The 18,414-nt window shown below is 43.2% G+C and carries 16 protein-coding genes; 9 read left to right on the forward strand and 7 right to left on the reverse strand.

Annotated features, from left to right (window positions below):
- Position 1 precedes the first annotated feature (1 nt).
- From FKN93_RS07525 to FKN93_RS07555, 7 genes are all read left to right on the forward strand, one after another.
- On the forward strand, positions 2-2,008 hold the full coding sequence (locus FKN93_RS07525) for a replication endonuclease (RefSeq protein ID WP_249374162.1): 2,007 nt from the start codon (positions 2-4) through the stop codon (positions 2,006-2,008).
- A gap of 70 nt (positions 2,009-2,078) precedes the next feature.
- Positions 2,079-2,393, forward strand: a complete 315-nt coding sequence (locus FKN93_RS07530; RefSeq protein WP_170904782.1) for a chemotaxis protein — start codon at positions 2,079-2,081, stop codon at positions 2,391-2,393.
- A 270-nt stretch (positions 2,394-2,663) separates the two neighbouring features.
- Positions 2,664-2,891 carry a major coat protein gene (locus FKN93_RS07535; protein ID WP_170904783.1) on the forward strand — a complete coding sequence of 76 codons (228 nt, stop codon included), beginning with the start codon at positions 2,664-2,666 and terminating at the stop codon, positions 2,889-2,891.
- Between the two features lie 59 nt (positions 2,892-2,950).
- Positions 2,951-4,759 carry a methyl-accepting chemotaxis protein gene (locus tag FKN93_RS17640; RefSeq protein ID WP_249374163.1) on the forward strand — a complete coding sequence of 603 codons (1,809 nt, stop codon included), beginning with the start codon at positions 2,951-2,953 and terminating at the stop codon, positions 4,757-4,759.
- A 2-nt stretch (positions 4,760-4,761) separates the two neighbouring features.
- Positions 4,762-5,127, forward strand: a complete 366-nt coding sequence (locus tag FKN93_RS07545; protein ID WP_161438625.1) for a DUF5455 family protein — start codon at positions 4,762-4,764, stop codon at positions 5,125-5,127.
- Between the two features lie 2 nt (positions 5,128-5,129).
- Positions 5,130-6,203, forward strand: a complete 1,074-nt coding sequence (locus tag FKN93_RS07550) for a zonular occludens toxin domain-containing protein (RefSeq protein ID WP_170904784.1) — start codon at positions 5,130-5,132, stop codon at positions 6,201-6,203.
- Positions 6,184-7,446, forward strand: a complete 1,263-nt coding sequence (locus FKN93_RS07555; protein WP_332406100.1) for a secretin N-terminal domain-containing protein — start codon at positions 6,184-6,186, stop codon at positions 7,444-7,446. The genes FKN93_RS07550 and FKN93_RS07555 overlap by 20 nt, the downstream gene beginning before the upstream one ends.
- A gap of 178 nt (positions 7,447-7,624) precedes the next feature.
- Here FKN93_RS07555 and FKN93_RS07560 read toward each other — a convergent pair whose 3' ends face one another.
- The 3 genes from FKN93_RS07560 to matP form a co-directional block, all read right to left on the reverse strand.
- Positions 7,625-7,993, reverse strand: a complete 369-nt coding sequence (locus FKN93_RS07560) for a DUF3653 domain-containing protein (RefSeq protein WP_170904785.1) — start codon at positions 7,991-7,993, stop codon at positions 7,625-7,627.
- Between the two features lie 203 nt (positions 7,994-8,196).
- A complete protein-coding gene (locus FKN93_RS07565; RefSeq protein WP_158138443.1) occupies positions 8,197-8,514 on the reverse strand; it encodes a DUF3634 family protein in 318 nt (105 codons plus the stop codon).
- A 5-nt stretch (positions 8,515-8,519) separates the two neighbouring features.
- Positions 8,520-8,975, reverse strand: coding sequence for a macrodomain Ter protein MatP (matP, locus tag FKN93_RS07570; RefSeq protein WP_154168209.1), 456 nt, complete (start codon positions 8,973-8,975; stop codon positions 8,520-8,522).
- A 165-nt stretch (positions 8,976-9,140) separates the two neighbouring features.
- Here matP and FKN93_RS07575 point away from each other — a divergent pair, with 165 nt between their 5' ends.
- Both FKN93_RS07575 and fabA read left to right on the forward strand, forming a co-directional pair.
- Positions 9,141-10,781 (forward strand): Lon protease family protein, encoded by a 1,641-nt coding sequence (locus FKN93_RS07575; RefSeq protein WP_004395284.1) that lies wholly within the window; start codon positions 9,141-9,143, stop codon positions 10,779-10,781.
- A 69-nt stretch (positions 10,782-10,850) separates the two neighbouring features.
- A complete protein-coding gene (gene fabA, locus FKN93_RS07580; protein ID WP_004395285.1) occupies positions 10,851-11,369 on the forward strand; it encodes a bifunctional 3-hydroxydecanoyl-ACP dehydratase/trans-2-decenoyl-ACP isomerase in 519 nt (172 codons plus the stop codon).
- Positions 11,370-11,539: 170 nt separating this feature from the next.
- Here fabA and rmf read toward each other — a convergent pair whose 3' ends face one another.
- From rmf to rlmKL, 4 genes are all read right to left on the reverse strand, one after another.
- On the reverse strand, positions 11,540-11,713 hold the full coding sequence (gene rmf, locus FKN93_RS07585; protein WP_040904313.1) for a ribosome modulation factor: 174 nt from the start codon (positions 11,711-11,713) through the stop codon (positions 11,540-11,542).
- A gap of 166 nt (positions 11,714-11,879) precedes the next feature.
- Positions 11,880-13,613, reverse strand: coding sequence for a DUF3466 family protein (locus FKN93_RS07590; RefSeq protein WP_170904786.1), 1,734 nt, complete (start codon positions 13,611-13,613; stop codon positions 11,880-11,882).
- Complete coding sequence (locus FKN93_RS07595) at positions 13,613-15,532, reverse strand: ABC transporter ATP-binding protein (RefSeq protein ID WP_170904787.1); 1,920 nt, start codon at positions 15,530-15,532, stop codon at positions 13,613-13,615. The genes FKN93_RS07590 and FKN93_RS07595 overlap by 1 nt, the downstream gene beginning before the upstream one ends.
- A gap of 100 nt (positions 15,533-15,632) precedes the next feature.
- Entirely contained in the window at positions 15,633-17,780 is a 2,148-nt protein-coding gene (gene rlmKL, locus FKN93_RS07600) for a bifunctional 23S rRNA (guanine(2069)-N(7))-methyltransferase RlmK/23S rRNA (guanine(2445)-N(2))-methyltransferase RlmL (RefSeq protein WP_040904314.1), read from the reverse strand.
- Positions 17,781-18,414 lie beyond the last annotated feature (634 nt).

Consider the following 18,414-nt stretch of genomic DNA (forward strand, 5'->3'; position numbering starts at 1 on the left):
CATGGGGCGCGAATTGGTTCACGATTTAGCAACTGATACTTACGAATACGTTGAATTTGTTTCTGTTCTGACACGTTCACCTCACGTTCGTTCTGTTGCACTTCCTTTTTCATACGTAGACCATACAGACCCAAGTCGAGCTTTTGGCGGTCAACGTATTTCCCCACGTATGAAAATCAAAACTCGCTCACTCGATAGTGAACTTTTTCGCGCTCGCCCTCTTCCGCTTTGCGCCTCACTCGTTCGTACTTTTCGCTCGCATCACGGTTTCGCGCATCACATGAAACGTGCTTTTACTGACTGCATGAAAGTTAAAAGCGCGACTGTCGCAGCTCAAAAAGTCGAGCAAGCCAGCCAGCGTTTAAAAGAGTATGGCTATTCGTATGCAATGCCAGATGGCCAAATCTGTGACTTAGCAAAAAACAAAGCGCGTGACCATCTTCTTGCTATCGCTCGTTGCTCTGACGATTCAGAAACCCGCTTTTCAAAAGCTCAAGCGCTTTTATCTAACCTTGGCCTAGGCTTCGCTGACTCATACATCGATGCAAAAAGAAAAGCTAACGAACTTCACAGTTTGGTTGCTCGCGCTTGCGATGAAATTTGGCTTCGTAGACAACTACGTAAAAAGTGTGCTTTTCAGCTTGAGCAAATTGCCCGTGATTTAGAACTCGTTCAACGCGCTAAACAGCCTTACTGCTCTGATTACTCAGTCCAGCGTCAACGCGACCAGAAGAAACGCAATCGCGCAATGCTTGAAAACATGATTGTCTATGACAAGGCAAACCCTGAGCAATTCCATGAACTATCAGACATTCATGATCATTCAATCGCTAACCCTGAAATACGTCGAGGGGAAATGTTCACTCGTTTACGTGGTTTTGAAGAAATCGCCAAGGAGCAAGGCCATGATGCTTTGTTCCTGACTATCACTGCCCCTAGCCGCTTTCACCCTGTATCAAAGGGCAAGCAAAACAAGAAATGGATAGGAGCTGGTAAGCCTTCTGCCCGTGATGCTCACGTGCATTTAATGAACGTTTGGAAGCAATTTAGAAAAGACATTAACAAAGCAGGTATTAAGGTTTACGGGATGCGTATCGTTGAACCACATCAGGACGGAACGCCTCATCACCACTTTCTTTTGTTCTGTCATTCAACCGCATCAAAGCATGTAACTAACTTAATGTGTCACCACGCCATGCGCGATACTCCAAACGAGCGCGGCGCGAAGAAACACCGCTTTACTGTTGAAAAGATTGATTTTTCTCGCGGTTCGGCGATTGGTTACATTGCTAAATACATATCTAAATCCATTGACGGTAAACACGTTGATAAGGATTTAAAAACCAATTTAGACGGTATTGAACTTGCTGAACGCATTACATCATTTGCACGTGTGAACGGTATCCGCCAGTTTCAATTTGTCGGCGGTCCTCCTGTCTCGGTTTGGCGTAACATGCGCCGCTTACGTAACGAATTTAAAGAAGATGACGCCATGTTTACTGACTTAGATGCTACTGAGCACTTTCAATTAGAAACCATTCGCAAAGCGGCGGACGCTGGCGACTGGAAAGCCTTTTGCTATGCGATGGGCGGCGTATTTGTTAAGCGTGGCGATGAAGCGGTCAAAATTGCTTATGACGCCCCCAAGACTATCGAAAAACTACTTATGTCTGGCGAGCTTTCCACGACTCGCTATGGCGATGCGGCTAATGCAAAAATCATGGGCCTAACTTTCAAGCAAGTATTTCTAGCAACTCGCTTTGCTGATTTCGCTATCGAGAATAAAGAGAAATATTTAGCTTCACAGAAACAAATGATGAAAGGCGCATCTGATTTCTTTGATGTTTTAGAGCGCGAACAACACTATCAGCGCATGAATGAAATCGCTTATGAAAAACACTTAGCGCATATTGAATTCTGCGAAGAAATAAAAGCCATGGTATTAACGGGTGTTCCTGAGGAAATTATATCGGCCTATGTTAGCCGCGCAGCGGCTGACATAGGTTGATATAATTTCCCTTGGACTTGTGTCAATAACTGTCTTTTTTCTTTTAACTTAATAAACAGGTAATTTAATTATGAAAATGGAAGGCTTAATTCTGGATGAGTCCGATATCATCCAAGAAACTAAAACTAAATATGGCACTGGTGAGCAGTTTACCATTGGTAAAATTCACCTAATTACTACTTATCCAACGGATAAAATCGAAGTAACCGTACCTACTGAGCTTTGGGAAAACGGCAAGGCAGGCGCTTTGCTAAAACAGCTCGTTGGTAAACGTACAACTTTTAATGTTCAGTACAAAGATAATAAATTCGGTAACGATGACGGGAAAATGGTCCAAATTACCGGATTCCACCTATTTAATTTACCTGACGTTAATAACAAGTAAGGTAATTTAAAATGACCGATGCGCAATTTATAGAACTCATGTCAAAACTTGATAGCTTATATCTAATGATATTTGTTGGTTTACTTGCGCTTCTATTTGCCCTCGGTTCAATTTCCGGAGGTCAACGCTAATGAATGAATTAACGTTTTTGGCTGGCTCATTTATTGGCGCATGGGCAATCGGATGGGTAGCTTTTTATAAGTTACTCGTTTTTAAAAAAGCCGTGGAAAGTATTTCCACAACATCATAAATCAATTGGAGAACAACGTTATGTTGAAATCAAAAAAACTGGCTACGGCCGCAACTATTGCAGCAATGGCTGCACTCGCATCAACTGGCGCTTATGCTGAAATTCCACCTGCGGCGCAAGCTGCTTTAGATTCAGTATCAAGCTTTACCGATACTATCATTTCTTGGATGTGGGGCGTCGGCACTGCTGTTCTAGTCGGTACTATCGGTCTCAAGCTAACCAAAAAAGGCGCAAACAAAGCGACTTAATTTACACACTAAGTTGCCCCTTTTTTGGGAATATAAAAAGGGGCTTAGGCCCCTTTTTAATGGTTATTAAAAAAATGAAACTATATTTAATTCTATATTCCTTCGTTCTGTTTTCTTTTAATGCTCATGCTTCTCAGTCAGATTTTTACGAAGTTACTTATCTAAGCCATTCCGTATTTAGTTGCCCATATTCATTTGGCAAAAGGTTTACTTCCCCTCCAACGCTTGCGGCAACTCGTTGTGATGGTTTTCCTTATCATCCAGAGTATACCATTATACCCAGTGGCAAGGATTATTTGCTTGTTGTGTCGCGAAGTCATAAAGACATAAGAGTCCGTTTTACTGGCTTAAATTGTCTACCTGATGAATCTTTTAATTCATCTACAAATAAATGCGAATCAATACCTAAAGAGCAATGCCAAGAATTAAAAGCAAAAGACGCTCCAATACCTAGCGTTCCTTTCCCGCCTTGGGGGAACGGTCTTCCTACTGCTCCTAGAACCTATTGCGTAACTTCAAATCACTGCGAGGCAGTGCGAACTTATACAAGTTCAGGTGGCAGCATTTTTCAGGAGTTTTTTTATACTGGCAATAAATGTGTAGGCGATAAAGGCGATTATGACGAAAATCCCCATTATCCCGAACCTGAAGAACCAACCGAACCTACAGACCCAACGGAGCCAGAGGAACCTATAGACCCAACAGACCCTGTGGACCCGACTGAGCCAACGGACCCAACAGACCCAACAGACCCAACGGACCCAACGAATCCGACTGAGCCAACCGAACCTACTCAGCCTGAACCACTGCCCGACCCGACAAATCCAGTCCCTGAAAATCCGCCGTTTCAGGGCGGCGCGGGTAGTAATCCAGCCCCGCCGATTGATGTAGTTTTACCGCCATCAATACCAACCGACCCGCCTTATCAGGGCAATGATGAAGGTATTATTCGTGCTATTCACGCGACCAACCGCAACTTGAGCAACCTAGTATCTCAATCAACAAACAAAAATATCGAGGGCTTCAACGCGCTTAATGCTCAACTTTTCAACTTACACAAGACCACGGACAACGTAGGTCAAAGCATTGTCGATTTAATGAATCAAGACATAAAAATTGCTGAAAACAACAAACTATTAATGCAGCAACAAACCACTGAAATTACTAAATCGGTCAATTCGTTATCTGAAACGATAACCAATGCTAACGCGCAATCATCTGAGCAAATTGTTTCAGCGATTGGTCAAGCATCGGATAAACAAGCCGATTCACTTAACCAGCTCGGCGACTCCCTGGGAGAAAAGCTTGATGGTTTATTTGATGAATCAACCGATGGAATTATTGATGCTATTGGTCAAGCCTCATCCGGTCAAATTGCAGCAACAAATCAAGTCAGTGAATCCATTGCTGGGTTATCCGAATCTATCGCTGGCTTAGAGTTCGGTCAGCCCTGCGACCCTAATAAAGATCCTCGTTCGTGCGAGGGTGAACACGGTTTATCTACGGGTTATATAGAACGTATTTACGATGAAACCATTCAATCAGCAACGAATATTGATGATCGTGTTACTGCTGAATATCTGGAAAAAATCGCTCAGGAAGCCAATTCCGAACGCTTTCAGCCATTGGAGAAAGAAGGCCGCGCCCTTGTTGGCCTCTTTATCGACTTGCTTCCAGCTTCACAGCCTTGCGACTTCGATACGTTGCAGCTCGGTAAATTCACTTTCCAGATGACGTGTGACTCTGTTCAGTTCTTAAAAGACATACTGAGTTTTGTTTTTTACCTCTATACCGTCTACGCGCTGATGAACATCTTACTTGATCAAGTAACGCCACACGGCGTCCCTTATATGAGCCGGAGAATGTAACCATGGCAGGATTTTTACTCCCCGTTCTAACGGGTGCAAGCAAAGCACTAAAGGTTCCAGCCCTTGCCGCCTTCATCGGTGGCCTAGCGGCTAACATCATGGGATGGTGGTCGAAGCGTGTAGCCTCTGGCCTTGTTATTAACGCCACGATTTTAACGCTTATCGTGAGCATCACTGTAGCTCTGGCTGTTGCGCTTTATGCTATGCTCGGCACGCTCTCGTATTTTGTTCACCCGTCTATTACACAAGCATGGTCCATGTTCATGCCAACCAATGCCATCCCCTGCCTATCAACCATCTTGAGCGCCAAGGTTGTCCGCTGGGTTTGGTCATGGCAGTACTTTGCGATCATCAAGATGAGTAGTTAGTCATGGCATCGGTTTATTTTGTCACTGGCAAGCTTGGCAGCGGTAAAAGTTTGAGTGCGGTTGGTCGCATACGTGAAGCCCTACTACGTGGCGTTCCCGTTGCAACTAACCTCAATATCAATTTGAAGGAAATGATAGGACGCGATAAGAAAAACACCCGTCTCTATCGCCTACCGGACAAGCCCACTGTTCACGATTTAAAAGCGCTCGGCTATGGCAACAAAAGTTATGACGTCACAAAAGACGGTCTAATTGTTCTCGATGAGTGCGGGACGTGGTTCAACTCTCGCACATGGAACGACAAAGGACGTCAAGAATTAATCGACCATCTTTTGCACATTCGAAAGTACGGGTGGGACGTCATTTTCATTGTTCAAGATATATCGATTGTTGATAAACAGGTCAGGCTTGCTTTAGCTGAGCATACTGTTTTTTGCAGACGAATGGATCGCCTTCGCATCCCGTTCGTATCTTCGATAGTCTCTGCGCTTACCCTTGGCCAACTAAAAATCAAGTTCCCTAAGTTGCACGTAGGCATCGTCAAGTACGGCGATAACACTAACTCGCTTACTGTTGATAAATGGCTTGAATGGGGCGAGTCACTTTATAGCTGTTACGACACTAAACAGATGTTCATGAACAACTACCCACACGGCCTATATAGCGTCATACCGCCTTACTACACCCATGGCCGCTATACAGTCAAATACACACTGAGAAACATCATGCGTATTACTAAAATCTACCTACGTAAAACCAATCGATTTTTTATGGTCGGTGTCGGCGGCGTTCTGTCGTACGTCTTCTTCTATTTCACTCAGCCAGAGCCACAACAAACGCAAATTGTTCAGCAAGTAGAACAAGCGCCCCAAGCTGACTTAAAAAAGCTCATAAGCGGCTACCGCATTATTACTTATAGCGCTCTACCCAACTCGCCATTGCAATTTGAACTTGATAAAAACGGCCAGCGATTATCATCACATGACCTTAGAGCCGAGGGCTATACATTCACAACAGACGGACGCTGTAGCATCACAATTCAAGCGGGGGCGCAAAGTGAAAAAGTATCTTGCTAATTGCACTAATAAAGTGCAAAAAACTAAAAAAATATCAAAAAACCTAAAAATGTATCTCATCTTTTCGTTTGTGTCTATCATTTTCTTAGCCTCCCCCGCCCGCGCCAACGAACAGCAAGTATTTGAGACAACAAATACGCCGATAGCTGAGTTTGTGAGCTGGTACAGCCGACAAACTGGTTTAAAAATATTGCTTGGTGCTGGGGTAACAGGTTCCGTTACCTTTACTGCTCCAAACCTAGTGCCAGCAGAGTATCCCGACTTTTTTAACAGCGTTCTCCGCTCCCACGGCTATCAACTGGTTAAAGATGGTAATTCGTACTTAATCACTATCAATGACGAAATACAGCTACCCGCTGACCCGCTTTATGTCCGGCTTTATCGCTTTCAGTACGTTAGAAACACAAAAGTAGCCCCTTTGGTAACATCCGTCTTACGCTCAACAGCACAACAAAAAGAGGGCCAACAGCAATTAAATTCAGTTGAAGTCTTGCCCACAACCAACACCATCATAGTGACAGCAACATTGCCCCAACTTGAACAAATCGAGCTGATTTTGCAGGGTATTGATTTGCCACAGCGTCAAGTCTTCGTCGAAGCTGTGATTACTGAAACTGAAATTGGGAATAAGTCAGAAATGGGCGTTAATCTCAGTGCCGCTTTTAAAGATGCCGGATTTAGCATCAACACGATTGCAGCTAACAGACTGAAAGATAACCTTTTTATTTTTGAGGGTGGCGACTTTAACGCCTTGGTAAAAGCCGTTGCCAGCGAAAACAATACCGCTTTGCTTAGCCGCCCGAACATGCTCGTAATGGACAGAGAGCGCGGTTATTTTTCGGTAGGTCAAAATGTGCCGTTTCTTGTGGCTTCTGAAGTGACCAGCGGCGGCAACTCAGTACAACGCATCGAGCGCCGTGACGTGGGTGTCACGCTAGAGATAATCCCCCACGTTCTCGGCGAACAAGTTGTACTCCAAATCAACCAAGAAAGCAGTGCTGTCACTAACTCAACGGTTGCATCTGACATCATCACAAACAAGCGCACGCTGAACACCACAGTTATATTGCAAAACGGCGATACAATCGTGCTCGGTGGCCTGATTTCAACGGAAAAGCGAGATGTTGAAACTGGCGTTCCGGTTCTCAAGGATATTCCGCTGCTTGGCCCTCTTTTTCGTTCAACTTCAACATCTGACGTGAACAAAGAGCTAAGGATGATAATAAAAACAACGGTGTTATAGATTTTTCGGGTATTCGGAAAATAGTGTGTATCGGAACTGGCCGGAAAACCGCTGATAAACAGCTTTATCGTTTATCAGCGGTTTTCGGTCTAGCAAGCGGAAAGAAACAACTTGTTATCTCCTATGTCAAATCCGCGCGCTAGTTACTCTAGTGATTAAAGGGGCCTAAGCCCCTTTTTTACTTCATTAATTTAGCTATTACTCGCGCATACTTCAGTAGTCTTGACCTTGTTCTAATGTCATCACTTGCCGATATTTCTACCAGTGCCGCACCCATCAATATTTGCTGTGGTGACAACCCTTGTCCGGTCGGCAAAATCAGTTGCTCTTTTACTATTTTGAACCCTTCCCACTTTTCTGATTTGCTCAATTCATAGCCTGCGTGCATTCTCATAAGCCGTTTACACTCAGGCGGTATCATCTTCCCGCTGTCCCATTGTTTGACCGTTCTCACAGATTTAAAACAAAGTTCTGCGGTTTGTTTGATTGTTAATTGGCATTGCAATTCACGAAAAATGTAGTTTTTGCTCATTTCGTGATACTTCATATGTTAATCTCTCAAAAGTGAGAGATTCTATATTTTTTACATATGCAATTGTTTTAAACATAACGCGACATAATGCGCACTTAAGGGTGAGTGTTAAAAGGGAACATTCAATCGTGGATTGACCCTGAACACCCAATTTTCGACTCAGTTTTTTCTCCATTAGCTACTCCTGTGTATTAGCCCCGTATTTCGTGCGTAAAAAGCTATCGACCTTTTTTGGCTTTGGGTCCTGAGATCTTAAAGCCTTGATGAGGAAATACATTGCGAATCCGTTGTTGAACTTTTTTAGGTACTTGTTTGGAGAAGATAAGTTTCATGCCGGTTCTTTGATGGTAAACCTTCATCTGACCATCAAATGGCGTTGTCTCTGCTATCTCACAGACATTATGTTTGAAAGTAGCGGGAAAATGCCCCTTGCTTGCTACTATGTGCCCTGATTTGAAGGTAACTTTTAAAATTGGTCTATCGACCGCGACTAACCAAAAAATGACGATTGCCGCAATAACAATAACATACAGCATTTCATTTACTCCTCATTGGACAACAACTTATTAAGATCTTCTTTTAAACTGCTCACCGCGCGGCTTGCTTTTTCACTACGTGATGCTTCACTGAGTAGATACTCAATCGCATCTGATAAAGTGCAACCGAGTTCGTTAGCTCTTGAGGATAATTTTTCCCATACGCGATAATCGAGATCAATCGACTTTTTACGAGTGTGCAACTGTTCAGCATTAAAATGCCTTTTGCGCTTAGCACGAATGGCTTGTTTTAACTTGTTTTCTAGCTCGGGAGCCATATGTTGTGCGATCCAATCGAGTACTAAGGTGGGTTCATACTCAATAGATTTGAGCTTTACTATCGCGTTTTCCACTTCACTACGATCAATATGGCAAGTAATTTGCTCACCATCTTTCCATTTTTTTATTAAATACTGCCATTTCCAACCACATTCCAGATTTTCGAGTTGTTGATATTTCATAGTCGGCAAAGTCCATATAAAAGCATAGTGACAGGGTAACCCAACCTTTACTGAGTTTCAATCATAGCAATAAAAATGCTCTAATGAGTATTCCTGATAACAAAGCTATTCGTAGTCAGGGTTTTTCTATATAATTTCAATCCTTTTAATCACTTCGATGACTCAATGACACAAGATATCTGGCGTTTAGTAACGCCCCAGTATGACGATTTTAATGAACCGCTGGCTCAGTTTGCGCAATTAACGGCGGTGCCGTTTTTCGACACTCAACCAAGACTGTTACAAGCGATTGAACGTTTCATACATATACAGGGTTTTAGCCGAGTTCTGCTGATCAATGCGCCAGATAACTCCATTTATCGTTGTTTGATTCAAGAGCATCTTGAAAATACTCATCGTGTACCAGTAGTCAGAACTGAAACGCTCGATATGACCATGTTATTTGGGCAAGTCACCGCTAAAAATGGTCAAGTTATTGATCAAACTCATGGGTTATTAGCACAAGCGGATAATGGTTATTTGATCATTTCAGCGAATCTATTGCTTGCTAACCCACTCTGCTGGCCAATGTTAAAAGCGGCGGTACTCGGTGAACCCGTATCCCCTATTAACGTGAGTAAAAAATCGCTGCTGCAGACTCCTATCAATCAATCTTATAACATTAAATTGATTGTTGTCGGTGATCGTCATCAACTCGGTGATATCGATTTTCTCGATTCAGACATTCATGCTGGATTATGTCTGTTTAGTGAAATGGAACTCGACATTAAAATTGAAAATGATCGCATGCTGACCTATTTAGGTTATCTACGTTGGTTAATTCAACGCTATGATTTACCTTTACTTACCGCAGAGGCGATTAAAACAGTGATGACTGCGGGCGCTCGTTATACAGAGGATCAGCATTATGCGCCACTCTGTGTCATGTGGCATCGCTCACTACTCGAAGAGTCTGCTATTGAGTCTCAAGGGCAAACGATTGAACAGCAGCACGTGGAACAGGCTATCCATCAACGTTACTATCGTGCCTCTTATCTTCCAGAACGAGCATTAGATGACATTCTTGATGGGCAAGTGATTATTGAAACACAAGGTGAACATGTTGGACAAGTCAACGGACTTACGGTTATTGATGTTGCTGGCCATCCGACATCTTACGGCGAGCCAGCGCGAATTTCTTGTGTGATTCATTTTGGCGATGGTGATATTGCTGATGTTGAACGTAAAGTTGAACTGGGCGGTAATTTACACGCTAAAGGAATGATGATTATGCAAGCCTTTGTCAGCAGTGCTCTTCATCTTGATGTGCCATTACCCTTCTCTGCTTCCGTGGTCTTTGAGCAATCATACAGTGAGGTGGATGGCGATAGTGCTTCGCTGGCCGAATTGTGTTCTTTAGTCAGTGCGTTATCAGAATATCCGATTGATCAACAAATTGCTGTCACTGGCGCTGTTGACCAATTTGGCCGAGTTCAAGCCGTGGGCGGTTTGAATGAAAAAATTGAAGGCTTTTACCGAGTTTGTCAGCATCATGGTTTTACGGGGCAGCAAGGGGTTATTCTTCCTAAAAGTAACTTAAAACATCTCGCCCTGCACTCTCAAGTCGTAGAAAGTATTAAGAACGGTGAGTTTAATATCTGGCCTGTCTCTACGGTGGATGAAGCTATCCCTATTTTGATGAACAAGCCATTTAGAGGCGATGATCAAGAAAGCGTGATCAGCAAAATTGCCGAACGTATTGAATTTTTTGAAAAACATATTCAAACACCCGGAATAGTCGAAAGAATAAAAAATTGGTTTATCTAACACTGATCGGAGTTGTTTAGCGTACATGCGTTCACTAACATGCTTCCTATCTGAAATTGGAGTAGTACTATGCACAATAAACGTGACTCATATAATCGTGAAGATCTTCTAGCCTCAAGCCGTGGTGAACTATTTGGTGAAGGTTATCCTCAACTGCCCGCCCCTAATATGTTGATGATGGATCGTGTGAGTAAAATGTCAGAAACAGAAGGCGATTTTGGAAAAGGACTCATTCTCGCTGAATTGGATATCTCTCCTGATCTTTGGTTTTTTGATTGTCATTTCCCTGGTGACCCGGTAATGCCCGGCTGCTTAGGTCTAGATGCCATGTGGCAATTGGTTGGTTTCTTTCTCGGCTGGGTTGGCGGAAAAGGCAGAGGAAGAGCGTTGGGCGTTGGTGAAGTCAAATTTACCGGACAAATCTTACCAACGGCAAAGAAAGTGACCTATGAGATCCACATGAAGCGCGTCGTCAATCGTAAGTTAGTCATGGGCCTCGCTGATGGTAAAGTCTTGGTTGATGGCAAAGAAATTTACGTTGCCAAAGACTTAAAAGTAGGTCTTTTCCAAGATACGTCAGCTTTTTAAAGCCACTTTTATCTAGGTAGTTTAAGAATGAAGCAGCTCTTATGGCTGTTTTATTCTTAACAAATAGTTTAAGTTATAGTGCATTAGATGAATGGTTTAAAATGATGTTCTATTGTATAGCGTAATAAAAAGCCCCTTTCGGGGCTTAGAACCATGTTGTATGTGGCAAATTATTTGTAGAGACCTGAGTGTTTATCATCTCTGGCGTCACGCCAACCACCTAGCCAATATGAGCGAGCATCCGTTTGTTGATAAGGGCACTCCTCAGGAGAACGTCCGTTCAATCCTGCTTTGTATCCTTGAGATTGCGCTCTTTCCAGGCGATCACGCTTTTGTCTCTTCATAGTGCAGTCCTCATACAGTAACTTGTTTCTAACGTACAACTATTAAAATGATGTGGTGTTTTTATGACCACATCATTAAGAATCGACCAAAAGCGTCCCTTTCTCAAGCAATAAAAAAGGCATAAGTCCAAAATTGTGAACCTATGCCTCGTTTGACAAATTTTAACTATTTTCTACGGAACCAAAGTAAGCCGCCAAGAATCAAAGACCACAATCCCAGTCCAGCGCCATTACGCTCTACCACTAGATCATCCATACCTCGAGGAGAGATCTCATGGGTCTTGCCTGCAATTGGCACCAATTTAACAGCGACGGTTTTCTCTTGTCCTTTCCCTGCGCCACATTGGGCATTATGCGCAGTCGAGTCATAACCACCAGTACATTTTAACGCAGTGGCCGCGATTACACCGGCATCATTAATATCGTTAGCCGCAATAATTCGATATTGGTTATTATCAGAAAACTCACTACCATTGGTTAAATCATCCAATAACCACGCCCGATTGTTGAAAATATCTTGACGCTCAGGAACACTACCTTGAAGCTCAGTCCCATAAGGATAGATAAACCCTCGCTTACGACGCGGTTTTCCGCCCACTTCACGGGTTTCTTCGGTATCAATCTGACCGACGATTTCATTAAAGTTATTAATGGCCCCCGCTTTGCCTCCTGCTCCAGCAAAAAATATACTGCCATTTAAGAAGTTAGCTTTAGGATCGTTAATCTCTGGAACAACAAATAACCGATTAGCGTAAGCTCCACTTTCAGCGCGAGATAATTTAGCCTCACCAATCGCAATACCATGCTCATTGACTGCCGTTAATAGCGAATGAGAGTAAATAATGCGGTCACCACTATTACCATTTTCTCGTACAGTAGCCCCTGCAACTGGCTTGGTATTGGTAAAACTAAGAGTATCGTCACCCTCAATTTTTAGAATTGAAACACTAGCCTGCATTAAATTCTGGTCGCTATAAAATGTGTTATAACCAACTGCGTAAAGTTTGTTATTATCCTTATCTATAACAAAGTCACGTATACTACCTTGAGCTAAACGATTACTGTGGTTTGCATTCTCGCTTGGCCAAGGGATTTCCGTCATTTTGCCTGAGTTGTCCCAAATCGCGCCTTTGGAAGTATAAAAGTTACCTTGGTTATTTGTTGCTTCGTTAGCGATACTTCCGACCGTGTAAGTTCCATCGGTTTTCCAAGCTCGAGTTTGCGGCCATTTGCTTTCTGGCTCTGTAGTAATATCAACAATCCCTATGGCTTGAACTGAGTTACGGCGAAAGCCTGACACATCACCGGCAGCAATTTTAATTCCGATAGGCTTTGGCTTTGCATCTGAAGTTAAACTATTGATAACAATATTTTCGTTGCCTGCACCACTCACGGTTAAGGGAGTTTGCTCCCCTTCAATAAAAGCAGTCGCATTAGGAGTAGTAACCCCTCGACGCTCTCTATCCCACTCATTCCAATGAATACTAGCCCAAGTATCACACGTAGCGTAGCCTAAAAAACGACTGCAATAATTTTCAAAGTCTCTCTGGTTCTGAATAAAATTAAAGCCAACATCTAAGCCAAATGCTACTTCCTCTCGATAGCTAACGCCATCTACCGCCTGGCCATCATGAGTGGCAACCCGTCGGGTTTCTCCAGCCAAACGAAAATCTTTGCAATCAGTTACATCTGCTGAAGTTGAAAAACACCCGAGTTTTTTAGCTTCAGGATCAGCAATGTTAATATTGCCCGGTTGAATCGCGACCCCATAAACACTTTCAAAAGCAAAAGTAGTTTGAGGTTCAATCACTTGATACAGCGCCGCTGAGGCAGATGTGGTTGACAGAATCATTGCGCTGATCGCTGTCAGCTTAAACATATTACTACTTATTGGTTTCATTAACTTTCCTGTTGCATCGCTTCAAGCTCTTCCCAACGCTCAAAAGCTACTTCGAGCGCCTGCTCAGTGGCTGCTAGCTTATCTAATATCTGTTGTGTGTGATCTACAGGCTGGCTGAAAAAATCAGCGTCATTGATTTGCAGCTGTAGCGTCTCAATCTCAGTTTCAAACTGTTCAAGTTTGGCAGGCAGTTCTTCTAACTCACGCTGCAACTTATAAGATAACTTTTTAAGTTTCGGTTTTACTTCGCTGGCTTTAGCTGGTTTATCAACAGCTTTAACTGGCTTTATCGGCTCAACATCCGCAAGGCGAGCCTGTAAGACCTGCTGTCGCTGCTGCTGCGCATCATGATATCCGCCAACGAACTCTTCAATAACGCCATTACCCTCAAAAATCCAACTGGTGGTCACGGTATTGTCGACAAACTCACGATCGTGGCTCACCAATAATAATGTACCCTGGTAATTGGCAAGCAAATCTTCTAAAAGTTCCAATGTTTCGATATCTAAATCGTTGGTTGGTTCATCGAGCACCAATAAGTTATTGGGTTTTAGGAAAATCCGCGCCAGTAATAAGCGGTTTTTCTCACCACCAGATAAGGCTTTCACCGGCGTTCGAGCCCGTTTAGGCGCGAAGAGAAAATCTTGCAGGTAACTTAACGCATGACGTGGTCGCCCTGCAACCATCACCTCTTGTTTACCATCAGCAAGGTTATCAATCACCGATTTCTCAGGATCGAGCAGCTCTCGATATTGATCAAAGTAAGCGACTTCAAGTTTGGTACCACAATGCAAACGGCCATTGTCAGCGGTCAGCTCACCGAGCAACAGCTTTAATAAGGTACTTTTACCACAGCCATTTGGACCAATGAGGGCGATTCTATCGCCACGCATGATATTAAAGCTGAAATCGTTAACAATCGATTTGCCATCAATCGAATAACACAGATTTTCCGCTTCGAAGACAATTTTGCCTGAGCGAGAACCATCATCAATCTTAAGGTTAACCTTGCCCTGCACTTCACGTCGCTGACTACGTTCTTCACGAAGTTTTTTCAAGGCTCGCACTCGTCCTTCATTACGAGTACGACGTGCTTTAATACCTTGCCGGATCCATACTTCTTCTTGAGCCAATTTTTTATCAAATTCAGCATTTTGCATTTCTTCAACGCGTAATTGATCTTCTTTTTCAACTAAATATTGATCATAGTTACCGGGGAAAGAATTCAACTTGCCGCGATCTAAATCGACAATGCGCGTTGCCATCGATTTGATAAAGGTTCGGTCATGAGAAATAAAAATAATCGAACCACGAAAATCTTTCAAAAAGCCTTCTAACCATTCGATGGTCGTCACATCCAAATGGTTAGTGGGTTCATCAAGCAATAACACATCCGGCTCGCACACTAAGGCGCGAGCTAAAGCGGCTTTACGCTGCCATCCACCGGATAAATCGGTAAGCTTAGTTTGCCCATCCAATTTCAGAGCGGTCAGCACATTATTGATTCTATCTTCAAAGCGCCACGCACCGGTGTGATCCAACTGCTCTTGAACCGCCGATAATTTTTTAATATTGGCGTCGGTGGGTGAATGCGTGACAAGATCCAAAAGATCTTGGTAGATCCTAAGCTGTTCTCCTGCTTCAGCTAAACCACCGGCAACATAATCATACACTGTGCCTTGTTGATCACGAGGAGGATCTTGCTCTAAACGTGAGACTACCACATCTTGCATGATCTGCATCTTACCGTCATCGAGTAAGATTTCTTTTGCCAACACTTTCATTAATGTTGATTTACCCGCCCCATTACGCCCTACAAGACACACACGTTCGTTTTCCTGCAGTGCAAAATCAGCCTGATCAAGTAAAGGATGATCACCGAACGCCAGCAACCCATTATGAATGGTAATTAATGCCATGTTTTTTCAAACCATTGAGTTAATTGATTAAAACAACAAGGTGAAGTGATGTCTCCACCTTGGTAAGTAAGCTGAACTTTAGTTACATTGTCACTTAAGGTCACACTAAACCTGGTTGTTGCGGTTGATGAGTGATTAACCAACAGTTATGGATTTGCTTATTACGCTCAAAATCCATTGGCAGTGTTTGAGCCGAAATATTTTGCGCCAATAGGCCAAGTTCTTGCAGCGAGTCCATGTCCATTTTGAAATGACGCTTATTATTTGAGAAAACCACCGTGCCACCTGGGCGCAAAATACGCTTAAGATTCTTCATCAACAAAATGTGGTCTCTTTGCACATCAAACGACTGCTCCATTCGTTTCGAATTAGAAAAAGTCGGCGGATCAATAAAGATAAGATCATACTGGCCGTTGGCATTGTCTAGCCACTTCAGACAGTCGGCTTGTTCAAATTGGTGCTGTCTTCCCACTTGACCGTTGAGTTTCATGTTCTCTTTTGCCCATTCTAGGTAGGTATTGGACATATCAACGGTGGTTGTCGACTTCGCCCCACCACACGCAGCGTGCACGGTTGCCGAGCCGGTATAAGCAAAGAGATTTAAGAAATCGCATCCTTTCGCCATTTGACCTAAACGACGGCGCGTCAGTTTATGATCGAGGAATAAGCCAGTATCGAGGTAATCATGCAGATTGACCAACAATTTGACACCATACTCGTTAACCGCAAAGGTTTGAGATTGTTGAGCCATCTTTTGATATTGAGCACTGCCTTTTTGACGTTCACGGACTTTTAATACGACCTTATTGGCATCAACGCCCGTTACCTGAATCGCAGCTCGAATAATATCCGTCAGACGACGTTTAGCCGTTTCTTCAGGAATGGTTTTCGGTGGCGCGTACTCTTGGATGACCAATTGATCAACATAAACGTCAATCGCAACGTTATATTCGGGTAGATCGGCATCGTAAATACGATAACAATCTAAGCCTTCACGCTTCGCCCATTTAGCAATTTTCGCGAGATTTTTTTTCAAACGATTGGAAAAATCAGGGGCAATCTGCTGCGTCGGAGCTTGCTGCATCCCCTCTAATTGAGCCTGTTCGCGCTCCGCAATCAGATAATTCTTTTGGTGACACGGTAACGCACCGTTATTTAATTTGAACTGTTTTTCTGCTCGCATGCGTAAACAGCTTAATAGCTCATCCGATCCAGAGAAAATGGACGCTTGGCAGCCGCCAAACTCGGTTTTTAATTGAGCGCCGAAAGCGGTATATAAAGCAATAAGACCGGGATGAGTACCTAAACGTTCGCCGTAAGGTGGATTACAAATAATCACCCCCTGAGTAAACTCTGCAGGACGAGTCAACTTCGCAGCATCACCAACGTCAAATTGAATTAAGCTCTCTACACCGGCTCGACGTGCGTTGTCTTTAGCCATTTGTAAAACACGGCTGTCATTATCAAAGCCAAAAAACCTTGCGTCAGTTTTCTTGACGCCCTTTCTCGCTTGCACTGTTGCTTCAGCTTTCACTTCTGCCCACAGCTCTGGTTGAAAATCTTCTAATGCTTCAAAACACCATTTGGCTCTTTTTAAACCTGGAGCAATATTCGCCGCCATCATCGCAGCTTCAATCAATAAGGTACCAGAACCGCACATTGGATCGAGTAAAGGCTTGGTACTTTCCCAGCCACTACGTAATACAATCGCTGCAGCCAATGTTTCTCGCAATGGAGCTCGGCCCGATTCAGGGCGATAACCACGAATATGTAAACCCGCTCCGACCATATCAATACCAAGCAGCGCTTTATCTTTATGTAAACGAACGTGAATTCTTACATCCGGTTGCTCTTTATTGATCGAAGGGCGTGGTAAGTTTTTCTTAGTAAAGCAGTCAACAACGGCATCTTTAACCTTCATCGCACCATATTGGCTATTACGAATTTCGCGGTTAGTACCATTAAAATCGACCACAAATTGCTTCGAACTATGGAAATGATTGACCCAGTTAATCGCGCTAGCCGAAAGATATAAGTCCATATCATTTTGGCAAGCAAACTCAGCAACAACACGAACAAATCGAGAAGCTAATCGACTCCATAAACAGCAACGGTAAATCTGTTCATTGGAAGCGGTAAATTTCACCCCGGCCTGAACGGGTTTTACATTAGTGATGCCTAATTGTGTGAGTTCTTCGGCTAATAGATTTTCAAGGCCATTTGAGGTTACTGCTAGATATTGATTCATAGGGTTCTTTAACTGGTAAAAATGGCCTCAGATTATAACTGACATTAAAGGCCATTCCTAAAGTTAAACCGACCATTTTTACAAAAAATCATCGTTATAACTCGCCTAGCACTTTATCGATACCCAAACAACGTGGCGCTGCAGCTCGGCGACAAGCCTGGCATCCAATGAGCATCCTTAAACAATTGAGATAACGAACACAGCCAACACGATTGCAGCTTAGAAGCCTAAATCGAATAGTCAATTAACCCCCTTTGGAAAGGACGATTGATTGGCTCCAAAGCCGGTACAAACTTACTACAAAACTATTGCCGCTGTCTGTTAACACTTCTTATTAGTCTCCTTGCCCATCTTAATCAATGTCGAATTCCCTGCGCCAACAAAGGAGTGAGTATTTATTCACAACAAAACTGGACTATACCAAGCAGCAACACCGGTTGTAATAAAACACCATTTAACGGTAAAACGGGAACTTTTGACACTCCTAACCTCCGTTTTCAAGGCTTTGCTGTGTCACGTTTCCGGAAATTAATCTCTAAATTTTGCGCAGAATATCGCGCTCTTTCAGTTGATTAACAATGTTCGCTGGGAGTTTTGGCAATATAGAGACAAAAAAAATCGGCAGAACGCCGAT

It is taken from the genome of Vibrio sp. A8-1, assembly GCF_013048685.1.
Classification (GTDB): domain Bacteria; phylum Pseudomonadota; class Gammaproteobacteria; order Enterobacterales; family Vibrionaceae; genus Vibrio; species Vibrio metschnikovii.